The following is a 14,554-nucleotide window of genomic DNA, read 5'->3' on the forward strand; positions in this document are numbered from 1 at the left end:
CATTACACACTTCCCCGCGTAACAGGTCCCCGCTGAACTTTGACTAACGCAAATTTGATTCGTAGAGTTCAGCAATGAGTGAATCTCCGAAAAGTCTCATCACAGCACGTTATGCCGGGGTGCTGTGGGGATTACTCGGAATTCTCGCATTTTCATTCACACTCCCCTTCACCAGGATTGCTGTCGAAACAATCAACCCCTTCTTCATGACCACTGGCCGTGCAGCGCTTGCGGCTCTTTTTGCTCTGGTCGTTTTTTCAGTTGTGAGACCTCAGCGTCCAAACAAGAATCAAGTCATACGGCTGATCATTGTTGCAGCTGGTGTCGTTATCGGATTCCCGCTCTTCACATCTCTCGCGTTGCAGAGCGTTCCCTCAGCACACGGCACTGTGGTTATTGCCTTACTGCCTGCAGTCACTGCACTGTTTGTGGTTATCCGCACTGGAGAACGTCCAAGTTTCCTCTTTTGGGTAGCTTCCATAGCCGGCGCAATCGCAGTAATCGCATTCTTGGCCTTGAGTAATGGGTTCTCAGGCTTTAGTTTGCCTGACATATTCCTTGTTCTAGCGGTCATTTCTGCAGCCATTGGGTATACCGAGGGTGGGTTGCTTTCCCGTGAAGTAGGTTCGTGGCAAACGATCTGTTGGGCATTGATTATCGCCCTGCCAGTGATGGCTCCTCTGACAATCATTAATCTTGCAGTTGTCCCACTGTCTCAGGATCCAATTGCGTGGATGTGCTTCATGTACACCGCAATATTCAGCATGTTTCTGGGTTTCTTCGCCTGGTATCGAGGGCTTGCAATCGGCCCCATGACAACTGTGAGTCAAGTTCAGCTCAGTCAACCTGTCTTCACGCTCATCTGGTCTGCCGTAATCCTCGGAGAGGCACTCACCCCTGACATTCTTATTGGTGGAGCAGTCGTAATTGCACTTGCCTTTACGGCTGTTCGTGCACGGGTCAAAACCACTACTCCCCTATCCTTATCAAGTGATGACGCGAACACGACCGAGTAATCGAGCCTGGTACTGGGCCATCTTCACGTGTTTCTTCTTGCAGGGTGCTCTCTTTGCGACATGGGCTAGTCGAACTCCTGAGGTGAAGGCCAATTTGGGCCTCAATACTGCTCAAATGGGATTATTTACGCTCATGATGGCTATTGGCTCGTTGTCAGGACTGCTTCTAGGTGGACGTTTTGTTCCCAAAATTGGGGCTAAACGAACAATCCTTATTGCGTATTCCATTTCTGGCCTGAGTTTGTTGTCTCTTGGAATCTTCTCTACCTCAGGAAACCTCATACTTTCAGGCATTTCAATCGCCCTTATGGGGGCAAGCCTGGGAACGGGCGGAATTGCTATCAACTTGGAAAGTGCTGATATTGATCACACTTCCACAAAATCTTTACTTCCTTCATTTCATGGCGCCTATTCAACAGGAAATCTTGGCGGAGCAGCTTTAGGTACTTTCCTGATTTTCATCGTTGTTCCGATTCCCCTCCAATTTGCAGCAATTGGTTTGGGGTTTATAGCTGTCGCGTGGTTTGCCTCCCGTTCGATTCCTCATGATTCTGGCAAATCAATCAAAGAGGACATGTCAACTGCTGAAATCGCAACTATTCCTACAAGATCAGAAAACATCAAAGCAATGCGAGATCCTCGTGCGATTCGGATTTCGTTTATCGTTCTGGGTTTTGCTCTAGCTGAAGGTGCCGCAGCAGCGTGGCTCCCCATCTCGTTGACGGCAACAGGCATGACAGACGCAGCAGCGGCTGGGTGTTACACAATGTTCGCCGCAGCAATGGCTATCGCCCGTCTTGCCGGTGGTCCAGTAGTTGATCGGCTCGGTCGCTCTCGAATCCTTCTACTCATGGGATCTTTAGCGATAAGTGGAATTGTTATTGTGATGCTGACGAACACCATTCATATGCCCTACTTGGGCTCATTCTTATGGGGACTGGGTTGTTCTATGGGCTTCCCGTTGTGTGTATCGGCGATTACAGATGAAAAGCGTTTTGCCCAAACGCGCGTTCAGATGATTTTCCTAACTGCAAATTTCGCAGGACTTACAGGTCCCCCGCTTCTCGGTGGACTAGGACAAGTTTTTGGCCTATTCACAGCGTTTGGTTTGCCTGTTGCGTTGCTGACGGGCGGTCTTTTCGCCAACAAATCAACCAAACCCTTGCAATCTGTCGACGCGCGTCGATAGTTATGGTTCAATATGGCTATGTCATTTGCTCCCGAAACAAAGTCGTTTCGCTCTCAAGCCATTATTCTGTTTGCCTACTTTCTTGTATTTGGCGTCGGTGGAGCCTCGTGGCTCGTTCGACTTCCTGATGTACGCAGTTACATCAACGTCTCAACCGCGGTCCTAGGTTGGGTACTTTTTGCTGGTTCCGTAGGTGCTCTAACTTCACTACTTTTATCGGGACGATTCGTTGCTCGATTTGGTGCAAGAAATGCTGTGGTTGTGGGTTTCACCGTCTTGGGAGTCGGACAGATCATTCAAGCATTTTCACTTGTGGGCGAGTCCCCAATGGGCGTTGCTTTAGGTGGCCTCGTTTCTGGTCTGGGTTATGGAATTGGAGACGTGGGTATCAACGTGGAGGGCGCAGAGCTTGAAAAACTGCGCGGAAAGAGCCTTCTCCCCCAGCTCCATGGCGCTTATAGCCTGGGTGCATTATTGGGTGCAGGTATTGGAACTCTGGCGATTGTGACTCACTTTTCGCTGGTAGTCCAAATGATCACAATTGCGTGCATCACCACCGCAATAGCGTGGTTCACCTATCGTCAACTCCCCGCTTCTACTGGCAAAACTCATGTTGTTGTTAGTGGAGAAAAATCACAACGTGAACCTGTCGTTCTTTCAAAGAGAATCTTGTTCCTTGGCCTCGGAATCATGGGACTTTCCCTTGCAGAGGGTGGTTCGAATGACTGGCTAGCGCTCTCAGTAGTTGACGATTACAAACTCGACACCACAACCGCTGGTATTACCTTCGCCATCATGACGTTAGCTATGGTGATTACCCGATTTTCTGGAGGTCGTCTCGTCGATCGTTTTGGGCGGGTATTCGCTCTGAGAACACTTGGTATTGCTGGTGTGGCGGGCATCTTGATTGTCATCCTCTCCCCCACTATTTACTTCGCATGGATCGGTGCAGCTTTGTGGGGTGCGGGAGTAGCGCTTGGATTCCCACTGTTCATTTCGGCAGCAGCTGACGGGGAAAACTCTTCTCAACGAGTCGCCACTGTCACAACCTTTGGATATGCCGCATTCTTGGTCGGTCCTCCTCTGCTGGGATTCCTCGGACAAGCTTGGGGTCTGCTCAATATGTTCTATCTCTTAGCCTTCTTTGTCGCGTGTGCTGTGTATTTTGCCGGTGAAGCAAAACCATTGACTTCGAAATAACAGAACATTTCACGGTTTGCGCTGGTAGGTTTCTGCCATGTCTACGCCACAGTATGTTCTTGCAATTGACAACGGAACCACGAGCACTCGTGCAATTATCTTTGACCATGCAGGAGCAAAGATTGGAACTGGGCAACTCGAAACAACACAGATTTTTCCTCAAAGTGGCTGGGTAGAACACGATCCCATCGAAATCTGGAATAACACCCGAAAGGTCATTGAATTAGCTCTAGAACAGGCCTCACTCACCGCTTCCGACATAGCCGCGATTGGAATCACAAATCAGCGTGAAACCACAGTCATATGGGATAAGACAAACGGTGTTCCCGTATATAACGCCATTGTGTGGCAAGACACCCGCACTCAATCAATCATTGATCGGATTGCCAAAAAGAACCTTTCCGAACCAGATCTCAATCGCTTCAAGTCGAAGACTGGTCTCCCCCTAGCCACCTATTTCGCTGCATCAAAAATCGTATGGATTTTGGAACATGTTGAGGACGTTCGACAACGTGCAGAGTCCGGCTCTCTTGCCTTCGGGACAATAGATTCCTGGCTTGTGTGGAATCTCACGGGTGGAAGTTCTGGCGGTGTTCATGTCACAGACGTGACCAATGCTTCTCGTACCCTCTTGATGGATCTCGAGGCACTTCAATGGGATCCAGAACTTCTTTCGGCTTTCAATATTCCGCCTACCCTGCTCCCCACAATTGTTTCTTCTTCAGAAATTTATGGAACTGCTGTGGAACTACTTCACGGTGTACCCGTTGCCGGCATATTGGGCGATCAACAGGCTGCAACCTTCGGTCAGGCAGCCTTCTCTCAGGGTGAAGCCAAAAACACCTATGGCACGGGAAACTTTCTCATTTTCAATACCGGAGAAGAAATAGTTCATTCTCAGAACGGTCTTCTCACGACAGTCGCCTACAAACTCGGCAAACAGCCAGCGCACTACGCGCTGGAGGGTTCGATAGCTGTTACTGGATCACTCATTCAATGGCTTCGAGACAACCTTGGAATTATCTCTTCGGCAAGTGAAGTAGAAACACTTGCACTCTCTGTTCCCGATAATGGCGGTGCCTATTTTGTCCCCGCATTTAGTGGACTATTTGCTCCGCGTTGGCGACCAGATGCACGTGGTGCCATCGTTGGCCTAACCCGTTATGTGAATAAAGCGCATATCGCTCGTGCAGCCCTAGAGGCAGTAGCCTTTCAAACTCGTGAAGTTCTAGATGCTACGAATGCGGATACAGGGGTACCACTCACGGAAGTTCGTGTGGACGGCGGAATGATTTCCAACGAACTCCTTATGCAATTCCAAGCAGACTTGCTTGGTGTTCCCGTAATCCGTCCTGTTATTGCTGAAACGACAGCACTTGGCGCCGCCTATGCAGCTGGTCTCGCTGTCGGTTTTTGGAGCGGTACCGACGAATTGCGCGCACTGTGGCAAGAACACAAGCGATGGACGCCGCAAATCGATGAAGAAGAACGCCAAAAATTACTCAGAGTATGGAACAAGGCAGTCGAGAAGAGCCTCAACTGGATAGATGACGACTCGGTTCAGTTCTAAAGCTGAGTTGCAGTAATCCACCTTTGGAGCTGTTGAGAAGCCTTACCGGAATCAATGGCATCTGCTGCAACTAGCAACTTCTCTGAAAGACGTTCCGTAATTGGGCGAAGAACCTGTGAAGAGTCCTGAGCAAGGTCATAAGAAACGAGACCTGCAGCAGCATTGAGCAGGACAATATCTCTCACTGCACCCTTGTGACCATCAAGTGTCTGGCGAAGGACTTCAGCGTTGTATCTTGGTTCTCCCCCGCGGAAATCATCCAAACTCGCACGTGGAATTCCTAAATCAGATGGGTCGAGATCGTGTTCAACAATTTGTCCACGTGAGACTTCCCAAATGTGGCTGTGTCCAGTGGTAGTCAGCTCGTCAAGACCATCATCACCCCTGAAAACTAAGGCTGTTGCATCACGTGTACGGAAAACACCAGTAATCAAGGGAACACGGTCTAATTGAGCTACTCCCACTGCTGAGGCTTCTGGGCGGGCAGGGTTACATAGGGGGCCAAGCACATTAAAAATGGTGGGAACGCCTAATTCACGTCGGGTTTCAGCCGCATGGCGGAAACCCGGGTGAAATGCAGCTGCATATGCAAAAGTGATGCCTGTTTCGTTGAGCACATCAGCAACCTGAGTATTGGTCAGATTGAGGTTAATTCCCAGCTCAGAAAGTACATCTGAAGATCCTGAAGCACTGCTGGCTGCTCTGTTTCCGTGTTTGACCACAGGAACTCCAGCAGCAGCAGCGACGATAGCGGCAGTGCTGGAAATGTTGACCGTGTTGTGACGGTCTCCACCGGTGCCAACAATGTCCAGGGCCATAGCAGGCACGGGTAAATCAAGGGCATTGGCTAGAACAGCATCTCGGAAACCAACGACCTCATGTACAGCCTCCCCCTTAGCGCGCAAAGCAATAAGGAAGCCGGCAATTTGAGCATTAGTCGCGTTTCCCGTCACGATCTGATTCATTGCCCATTCAGCTTCCGAAATGGATAAGTCAGTTCCGCTCAGGAGTGCACTGAGCAAATTTGCCCAGGAGATGTTTTCTGCCATAGCTAACAGGGTACTTGCACAGCGTGGCGAGAGTCGATTGCACCCATGAGGAATGTGAATTCCGGCATAATGGAAGGGTGACAGCAGCCACTATTACACCAGCCCCCTTATCGTCTTCTGTGAGTCGACCCAACCCTGTTGCGGTCGGAACAATTGTTTGGCTTGGAAGCGAAGTTATGTTCTTCGCTGGCCTCTTTGCCATCTATTTCACATTGCGCGCAGCAGTGCCCGAAATGTGGGCAGAAGACTCCGCATTGTTGAACTTCCCGTTCTCTTTGACCAACACAATCATTCTGGTTTCATCCTCAGTGACGGCTCAGTTTGGTGTGTTTGCTGCAGAACGACTTCAGTCACGAGCTACTAGTTGGAAACCTTCTCAGTGGGGAATGGTTGAATGGTTCTTCCTCACTTATGTCCTCGGCGCTATCTTCGTGACTGGTCAGGTCTACGAATACGCCATGTTGGTCAGTGAAGGAATTACGCTCAACGGAAATGCTTACGGAACGGCCTTCTACCTGACAACTGGTTTCCACGGTCTTCACGTAACCGGTGGTTTGATCGCCTTCTTGCTCGTCATTGGACGCGCATTTGCTGTCAAGAACTTCGGACACAAAGAAGCAACAAGCGCCATTGTTGTTTCCTACTACTGGCACTTCGTGGACGTGGTCTGGATTGGCCTCTTCCTCGTCATCTACGTACTCAGATAACAAACGGACGGTATTGAACTTCATGCGTAAGAACATGTCTGAATCAAAGGCAGCTCGTCGTAACGGTCGTCGCGGTCAATTGGCTTCTGTCGCCCTCATTCTCATCGGCCTCGTTGCTACCGGTGGTGCATATGCTGCATTCAGTAGCGCCTCTGCCACTGCATCTGTAGATCTCAGCTCCCCTGCTGTCATCGATGAGGGTCAGAAACTCTTTGCTGCTAACTGCTCTACCTGCCACGGACAGCAGGCACAGGGAACCGCCAACGGTCCAAGCCTGATTGGTGTCGGCTCCGCTGCAGTTGATTTCCAGGTTGGTACTGGACGTATGCCCATGCAGATGTCTGGTCCTCAGGCTGAACAAAAGCCAGTTCAGTTCACCGATGAACAGACAAAAGCCCTTGCCGCATATGTTGCTTCACTCGCTCCAGGACCTGCTATTCCTTCACAGTCACAACTTGAAGATGGCAGTGTTTCTAACGGTGGTGAGCTCTTCCGCATCAACTGCGCAATGTGCCACAACGTTGCTGGTGCTGGTGGAGCACTTACAGAAGGAAAGTACGCACCTGAGCTTAAGGGTGTAGCTGCTGTTCACGTATACGAAGCGATGCTGACCGGCCCTCAGAACATGCCAGTCTTCAACGACCTCAACCTCACTCCTGAAGAGAAGAAAGACATTATTTCTTACCTCACTTACATTCAGGAAAACCCTTCAGCTGGTGGTCTAGAACTCGGAAGTTTGGGCCCTGTTTCAGAAGGTCTTTTTCTTTGGGTATTTGGCTTGGGCGCAATCGTAGCCCTCACCGTATGGATTACCGCAAAGTCGAACTAAGACTTTCAGAACGAATTTAGAAAGAATCTGAGGAGAAACATGGCTAAGAACGAGAGTGGCAAAGCCAATATCGTTCCTGCGAACAACGCAGAGGCAACGGGAACAGGTGTTGTAGCACCTGACGCTTTTGTAAACCCTGGTTTGCCCCCGCACCGACCACGCGTTACTGACCTCGATCCCAAGGCAGCTAAGCGTGCAGAGCGTGTTGTTTACACCCTGTTCTACCTATCCATCGCTGCCAGCGTTTTCGCTGTGTACGCATACATGTTCTTCCCCATTGAGCCTGAAAACGTTCACTCGGTGCGCATGAACACCCTGTACTTGGGTCTTGGAATTGCGTTCTCTCTCTTGGCGATTGGTATTGCCGCAGTTCACTGGGGTAAAGCCCTCATGGCAGATAAAGAAGCCATTGACCACCGTCACCCGGTTCGTGGAACTGAAGAAACTCGCGCACGTGCAGTTGAAATCTTTCGTGAATCTGACGAAGAATCTGGATTCAGCCGTCGCACTTTGATTCGTAACGGCCTTATTGGTGCATTGATTGCATTCCCCCTTCCTGCTATTGCTCTTTTCCGCGGACTTGCTCCAATGGATGTAGACCCCAATAACGAACTCAAGCACACCATGTGGAAGAAGGGTATTCGTCTGACACGCGACCCTCAGGGAACTCCCATTAAGGCGTCGGAACTTACGATTGGATCTGCTTTCCAGGTCATCCCAGAAGGTCTTGTCGATTTGCCCGAGCACGAAATGCTCGATGCAAAAGCCAAGGCTGCCGTTCTTCTGGTTCGCCTCAAGAAGGAAGATTTGAACTGGACAAGCAAAGAGCGTGAAAGCTGGTCTTATGAAGGTATTGTCGCCTACTCCAAGATTTGTACTCACGTTGGTTGCCCTGTAGCTCTCTACGAACAGCAGACGCACCACCTGTTGTGCCCATGCCACCAGTCACAGTTCGACATTTCGAACGAGTGCAAGGTCATCTTCGGACCAGCAGCACGACCTCTCCCCCAACTTCCCATCACCGTTGACGCAGAGGGCTACCTCGTTGCGACCAGCGACTTCACCGAACCTGTAGGACCTAGCTTCTGGGAGCGTGCTAATTGAGTACCGTATCTGCACCCGCACAAAGTGGTGTCGTAGGAAAGTTCTCGAACTACCTCGACGAACGCACCAGCATTTCTGGAGCTGTGAAGGAATTTGGTCGTAAGGTCTTCCCTGACCACTGGTCCTTCCTCCTTGGTGAAGTAGCTCTCTACAGCTTCGTTATCATCCTGCTCACTGGTAGCTTCCTTACCTTCTTCTTCCAGGCTTCGATGACTCCTGTACTTTACGAAGGTTCATACGTTCCCCTCAAGGGAATCGAGATGTCAGCAGCCATGTCTTCCACTTTGGATATCTCCTTTGATATCCGCGGTGGTTTGCTCATGCGTCAGATCCACCACTGGGCTGCACTGCTCTTCGTTGCGAGCATCGGTCTCCACATGCTCCGCGTATTCTTCACCGGCGCGTTCCGTAAGCCTCGTGAGTTGAACTGGTCGATTGGTTTCGTCCTCTTTGTCCTCGCTATGGCTGAAGGTTTCACCGGTTATTCACTTCCAGATGACCTGCTTTCTGGAAACGGTCTGCGCATCATCGACGGAATGGTTCTTGGACTTCCCGTTGTGGGTACCTGGATTACCTTCCTTCTCTTTGGTGGAGAGTTCCCCGGTGCAGATATTGTGGGTCGCCTCTACTCACTTCATATTCTTCTTCTTCCCGCTTTCGTACTGATCTTTATCGTGCTGCACTTGATGTTCGTCATCATTCACAAGCACACTCAGTACCCTGGCCCCGGTAAGACTGAGGAGAACGTCGTAGGTTTCCCCATCCTTCCTGTTTACGCAGCAAAGGCTGGTGGATTCTTCTTCCTGGTATTCGGTGTTGTTGCTCTCATCGCAGCTACCGTAACGATCAACCCGATCTGGAACTACGGTCCTTACGACCCCTCCCCTGTTTCCGCTGGTACACAGCCTGACTGGTACATCGGTTTTGCCGATGGTGCCCTACGTCTGGTTCCACCACACCTCGAGACCTACTGGTTCGGTTACACCTGGTCCTGGAACATCATCATCCCGGTCTTAGTACTGGTTGTGTTCCTCGCAGCAGCTTTTGCCTATCCCTTCGTGGAAGCATGGGTTACTGGCGACAAGCGTGAGCACCACCTGCTTGACCGTCCACGTAACGCACCTGTCCGCACCGCAATTGGTGCCGCTGGTGTTACCTTCTACGCAGTCCTGTGGGCGGCAGCATCTTCTGACCTCATTGCTACCCACTTCAAGGTGACCATGGAAGGCGTGATCAACACCCTTCAGATCCTCTTGATTGTTGGACCAATCATTGCCTTCATCGTGACCAAGCGCATTGCACTTGCACTGCAGAAGAAGGATCGAGAGATTCTTCTTCACGGTTTCGAAACCGGTCGCATTGTTCGTCTCCCCGGTGGTGAATTCACTGAAGTTCACCAGCAGTTGGATGCATACGACCGTTGGCAGCTCGTTTCCTACAACGACAACGCACCCATCATGCTTCGCCCCAACCCACAGGGCAAGATCACTGGTGGAATGCGTATGCGTGCTTCTCTATCTCGCTTCTTCTTCGAAGACCGTATTGCTCCTGTTACCCAGGAAGAATACAAGCAAGCTCTCGAGCACGCACACCACTAAGCAATCAACAAGAATGCCCTTCTTCGGAGGGGCATTCTTCGTTAATGCTGGTTTAGCTGTTTGACAGTTTGTCGCAGGATTGTTCGTAGCTTCGAAGGTTCTGTCTTTCGAAAATCACTGAGATATATCTCATGATGAAACGCGTTAAAAGTGACATTGTTTGCTGGCATGACTGTGTTGTGTAGTTGTTAAAGGATGGGTCCCACATCCACAAAAGAGCCAATATGCAGAGCCTGATGAGCACTTCCTTCGGTCAGTTCAAGAATCTGAACTTGTTGAGCTAGCTGAATCTTCTTAGCTAGAGCTTTGGAAGTGGCTGCTTGAACATGTTCTTCTGTCACCCATTCAGGAAGGAATGACAGCAGAGTCCACTTCCAAGAATCTCTGTGGTTAGATGTGAAGGCTGAAGGATCTTCTGCCCACCACAATCCTTCAAGCGGAGGAACAACATAATCTTTGCCTGTTGCTGCCTTGGAAATGAATTTGACGGGATATGCCGTTGAATACAGAGCCTCTATTGCTGCTGCTTAGTTCGGACTCTGTGGTGATCCTTCCCCGGAAATGCTGAGATACCGCATCGCAGGAACATCGACCAAAGCAAGCTCTGAATTCTTTGGAGCATAAAGCGAAGGGAATGCCATCTTCACATCGAATTTTTCTAACATCTGAATACCTACCTATTCAAATATGAAAAAGGCCCCAGAAGCGAATCTGAGGCCTTTTTGACGTAGCTATAAACTATCTGCCGAAGTTACCGCGGTAGTACTCGTAGGTCCATCCAGTGATTGCAACCAGGACAAATGGAATTGCGAGGAAGATGATCCAAAAACCAACGGCAAGCCCCAGGAATGCTAGTCCAATTGCAAAACCAAGAACCAGAGGCCACCAGCTCCATGGGCTAAAGTGGCCAATGTTTGGATCTGCGTCATCAATATCTGCAGATGGCTCGTCCTCGGGAAGAAGAATTCCTCCCTGTGAACGGTTCACCATGTTCAAGAAGAAGGCGATGAAGCCGGCCAAAATTGCAGAAAGAAGAAGACCAATAGATCCTGTAGCCTCAAACTCATTTCCAGCCAGGATGTTCCAGACGATGTAAACGACGCCTGAGAGCAAGAAGTAAGCTCCGAGGAGAATCAGGATGACAACATTACTTTTCATTAGTTGTTAGACCTTTACCTTTCCGGCGAGAGCTGTCTGACTTGTGTAACCGCTAGGAGCAAGCTCTGGGTGGTTCAAGTCAAACGCAGGAGATTCGCTGCGGATACGTGGGATCGAAGTGAAGTTGTGTCGAGGAGGAGGGCATGAGGTAGCCCACTCGAGTGAGCGTCCGTAACCCCAAGGGTCGTTGACTGTTACCTTTGCGCCATAGCGAGCGGTCAGGTACACGTTGAGAACCCAAGGAAGTAGCGAGACCGCCATCAAGAATGCACCGATAGTTGAAAGCTGGTTCATCCATGTGAATCCATCTTCAGGAAGGTACGTAGCGTAACGGCGTGGCATACCTACAACACCAAGCCAGTGCTGAACGAGGAAGGTCATGTGGAAGCTGATGAATAACAGCCAGAAATGCCACATACCAAGGCGTTCGTTGAGCATTTTTCCAGTCCACTTTGGCCACCAGAAGTAGAAAGCTCCGAAGAGAGCGAAGACTAGAGCACCGACAATGACGTAGTGGAAGTGGGCAACGACGAAATATGAGTCAGACATGGGGAAGTCAAGAACTGGCGAAGCCAGGATGATTCCGGTCAAACCACCGAAAACAAAGTTGAATACGAATGCTATTGCGAACATCATCGGGGTTTCGAATGTCACTGAACCACGGAACATAGTTCCAATCCAGTTGAAGATCTTTACACCAGTGGGAACTGCAATAAGCATGGTGAGAAGCGCAAAGAAGGGCAGAAGTACAGAACCAGTGACATACATGTGGTGTGCCCACACAGTCATAGATAGTGCTCCGATGGAGATGGTTGCGTAAACCAGAGTCTTGTATCCAAAAATTGGCTTGCGACTGAATACTGGAATGATTTCAGAAACCACACCGAAGAATGGCAAAGCAAGGATGTAAACCTCTGGGTGTCCGAAGAACCAGAACATGTGCTGCCACAGAATGGCTCCACCTGTAGCGGCGTCGTAGACGTGTGCTCCGAAGATACGGTCAGCTGCGAGACCGAACAGAGCAACGGCGAGTATGGGGAAAACGAGGATAACCAAGATCGAGGTGATCAAGATGTTCCATGAGAAAACCGACATACGGAACATAGTCATACCAGGTGCACGCATGGTGAGAATCGTGGTGATGAAGTTCACGGCACCAAGAATCGTTCCGAAACCACCCATTGCAAGGCCGAGTACCCACATGTTGGAACCGATGCCTGGTGAGAAGGTTGAAGTTGAAAGCGGAGCGTAAGCAAACCAACCGAAACTAGCGGCACCCTGTGGGGTGAGGAATCCACCAACGGCAATAAGCGCACCGAAGAAGTAAAGCCAGAACGAAAGCATGTTCAAACGGGGGAAGGCCACATCTGGTGCGCCCAGCTGCAAAGGAAGAATTGCATTTGCAAGACCAGCAAAGAGCGGAGTTGCAACCATGAGCAACATGATTGTTCCGTGCATGGTGAACATCTGGTTGTACTGCTCTTTGGTCTGAAGAACGTTGAGACCTGGTGCGAACAGTTGTGCACGGATTATCAGGGCCATCACACCACCGAGCAGGAAGTACAAAATCGAGGTGATGTTGTACATGTGACCGATGATCTTGTGGTCAGTTGAGGTCAGCCAACGCACAATGATGTTGCCCTTAGTCACTGGTCGAGTGACACCAACAGTTTGTGGTTTCTGAGTAGTGGTTACTACTGGGGTGGGACTAAGTGTTGCGCTCATCGCTATTCCCTACTACTTCGACTCGTTAGCGGATGCGACTACATTCGCTTGGTTACTGTTGCGGTCATACTCAGTGCCGAGCTGACCTTCAAAGCCTTGATCACGCAGACTCTGGATGTAGGCGTCGTACTCTTCCTGAGAAACTACCTTCACTTGGAAAAGCATCTGTGAGTGGAATTCACCACAGAGTTCTGCACACTTTCCTGCATAGGTACCCTCACGTTCAGGGATGATCGACATGTAATTCGTCTTTCCGGGAATCATGTCTTTCTTGTACAGGAAGTCGATAACCCAGAAGGAGTGAATGACATCGCGAGCGTTGAGCTGGATTTCTACCTTCTTACCAACGGGCAAGTAGAGAGTTGGTAATGAAGATTCCTCAATTGCACCCTGTTCAGCACCTTCTGAAAGGTCAGGCTGTACCTGGATTCCCGAGTAGTAGACATCTTCATTGGTGTAGTTGAAGTCCCACGCCCATTGCTTACCGAATGCCTGAATGGTGACTTCTGGAGCGTCGAAGCGTTTTTCAATGATTTCTGTATCACGAGCCGTGAGTGCGAACAGACCAATGATGAGAATGAATGGGATGACTGTGAAAAGAATCTCGATGGGCATGTTGTAACGCAGCTGGACTGGGAGACCAGTGTCAGTCTTGCGGCGTCGATAAACAACCATCGACCACAGCAACAGACCCCAGGTGATAAATCCAATACCGAGGAGAACAATCCAGCTGTTGACCCAGAAGTCAGTTACGAGCTGAGTGTGGTTTGTTACTGGAGAGGCCCCAGAAACGAAGCCAGGCATATAGCCTGCAAGCTCCTGATCAGTACATGCAGATAACGCAAGTACTAGCGTTGCTGCGAGGGGAATCGCAGCCCATCGGATTCGACGTGTAGAACGCACTATTGGCCTTTCACAAACACTTGTTCAAAAACGAAACATGAATGTTCCGAACATTTCAACTCTACCCTCAGAAAGAGCTGTGAAAGTGTAGCAACGTGCTGAATTTTCGCTCCTCAGAAGCGAAACATAAGTTCTTTAGTGGAAAGAATCTCCGCATGCACAACTACCCTCCGCATTGGGGTTGTCGATGGTGAACCCCTGCTTTTGAATGGTGTCTTCAAAGTCGATGGTTGCTCCATCAAGATAAGGAACACTCATCTTGTCGACGGCTACGCCTACTCCCCCGAAATCTACGATGGCGTCGCCATCCATGACGCGTTCGTCAAAATAAAGCTGGTAAATCAGACCTGAGCATCCGCCAGGCTGAACAGCAATACGGAGACGAAGATCATCGCGTCCCTCCTGCTCCAGGAGCGCGCGAACTTTCTGTGCAGCTGCGTCAGTGAGACCAACGCCATGTGCCTTAACTTCGGCTGTTGTCGTTTCAGTCATTTCCACTCCTTGGA

At 50.0% G+C, this 14,554-nt stretch carries 14 protein-coding genes; 8 read left to right on the forward strand and 6 right to left on the reverse strand.

Features of this window, described 5'->3' with window-relative positions; all coding sequences use genetic code 11:
• Positions 1-74: 74 nt before the first annotated feature.
• From RR877_RS03255 to glpK, 4 genes are read left to right on the forward strand one after another with little or no spacing between them, the layout of a single operon-like run.
• Entirely contained in the window at positions 75-1,016 is a 942-nt protein-coding gene (locus tag RR877_RS03255) for a DMT family transporter (protein ID WP_332551182.1), read from the forward strand.
• Entirely contained in the window at positions 994-2,205 is a 1,212-nt protein-coding gene (locus RR877_RS03260; RefSeq protein ID WP_332551187.1) for an MFS transporter, read from the forward strand. The genes RR877_RS03255 and RR877_RS03260 overlap by 23 nt, the downstream gene beginning before the upstream one ends.
• A 12-nt stretch (positions 2,206-2,217) precedes the next feature.
• Positions 2,218-3,405 (forward strand): MFS transporter, encoded by a 1,188-nt coding sequence (locus tag RR877_RS03265; RefSeq protein ID WP_332551183.1) that lies wholly within the window; start codon positions 2,218-2,220, stop codon positions 3,403-3,405.
• A gap of 37 nt (positions 3,406-3,442) precedes the next feature.
• On the forward strand, positions 3,443-4,975 hold the full coding sequence (gene glpK / locus RR877_RS03270) for a glycerol kinase GlpK (protein WP_332551184.1): 1,533 nt from the start codon (positions 3,443-3,445) through the stop codon (positions 4,973-4,975).
• Here glpK and trpD read toward each other — a convergent pair.
• Positions 4,972-6,024: an anthranilate phosphoribosyltransferase gene (trpD, locus tag RR877_RS03275; protein WP_280800377.1), complete on the reverse strand. Its 1,053-nt coding sequence runs from the start codon at positions 6,022-6,024 to the stop codon at positions 4,972-4,974. The two genes, glpK and trpD, sit on opposite strands and share 4 nt — an antisense overlap.
• 77 nt (positions 6,025-6,101) lie before the next feature.
• On the opposite strand from trpD, the gene RR877_RS03280 reads away from it, so the two are divergent.
• Genes RR877_RS03280 through RR877_RS03295 form a run of 4 tightly spaced genes read left to right on the forward strand, consistent with a single transcriptional unit; the run spans position 6,102 to position 10,262 of the window.
• A complete protein-coding gene (locus tag RR877_RS03280; RefSeq protein WP_332551185.1) occupies positions 6,102-6,731 on the forward strand; it encodes a heme-copper oxidase subunit III in 630 nt (209 codons plus the stop codon).
• Positions 6,732-6,765: 34 nt separating this feature from the next.
• Complete coding sequence (locus tag RR877_RS03285) at positions 6,766-7,560, forward strand: c-type cytochrome (RefSeq protein ID WP_280800375.1); 795 nt, start codon at positions 6,766-6,768, stop codon at positions 7,558-7,560.
• 39 nt (positions 7,561-7,599) lie between these two features.
• Entirely contained in the window at positions 7,600-8,664 is a 1,065-nt protein-coding gene (locus RR877_RS03290; protein ID WP_332618674.1) for a Rieske 2Fe-2S domain-containing protein, read from the forward strand.
• On the forward strand, positions 8,661-10,262 hold the full coding sequence (locus RR877_RS03295; protein ID WP_332550447.1) for a cytochrome bc complex cytochrome b subunit: 1,602 nt from the start codon (positions 8,661-8,663) through the stop codon (positions 10,260-10,262). Before RR877_RS03290 ends, RR877_RS03295 begins: the two co-directional genes overlap by 4 nt.
• Positions 10,263-10,450: 188 nt before the next feature.
• On the opposite strand, the gene RR877_RS03300 is transcribed toward RR877_RS03295, so the two are convergent.
• The 5 genes from RR877_RS03300 to RR877_RS03320 form a co-directional block, all read right to left on the reverse strand.
• Complete coding sequence (locus RR877_RS03300; RefSeq protein WP_332550448.1) at positions 10,451-10,690, reverse strand: hypothetical protein; 240 nt, start codon at positions 10,688-10,690, stop codon at positions 10,451-10,453.
• 310 nt (positions 10,691-11,000) lie between these two features.
• A complete protein-coding gene (locus tag RR877_RS03305; RefSeq protein ID WP_110233353.1) occupies positions 11,001-11,420 on the reverse strand; it encodes a cytochrome c oxidase subunit 4 in 420 nt (139 codons plus the stop codon).
• Between the two features lie 6 nt (positions 11,421-11,426).
• The gene (ctaD, locus tag RR877_RS03310) at positions 11,427-13,145 is read right to left on the reverse strand and encodes a cytochrome c oxidase subunit I (RefSeq protein ID WP_332550449.1); all 1,719 of its coding nucleotides are present in this window, start codon (positions 13,143-13,145) and stop codon (positions 11,427-11,429) included.
• A 12-nt stretch (positions 13,146-13,157) separates the two neighbouring features.
• Positions 13,158-14,048 carry a cytochrome c oxidase subunit II gene (gene coxB / locus RR877_RS03315; RefSeq protein WP_332550450.1) on the reverse strand — a complete coding sequence of 297 codons (891 nt, stop codon included), beginning with the start codon at positions 14,046-14,048 and terminating at the stop codon, positions 13,158-13,160.
• Between the two features lie 135 nt (positions 14,049-14,183).
• Positions 14,184-14,540 (reverse strand): iron-sulfur cluster assembly accessory protein, encoded by a 357-nt coding sequence (locus RR877_RS03320; RefSeq protein WP_110233359.1) that lies wholly within the window; start codon positions 14,538-14,540, stop codon positions 14,184-14,186.
• Positions 14,541-14,554 lie beyond the last annotated feature (14 nt).

Origin of the sequence: Aurantimicrobium sp. (assembly GCF_036667855.1) — a bacterium.
Taxonomy (GTDB): domain Bacteria; phylum Actinomycetota; class Actinomycetes; order Actinomycetales; family Microbacteriaceae; genus Aurantimicrobium.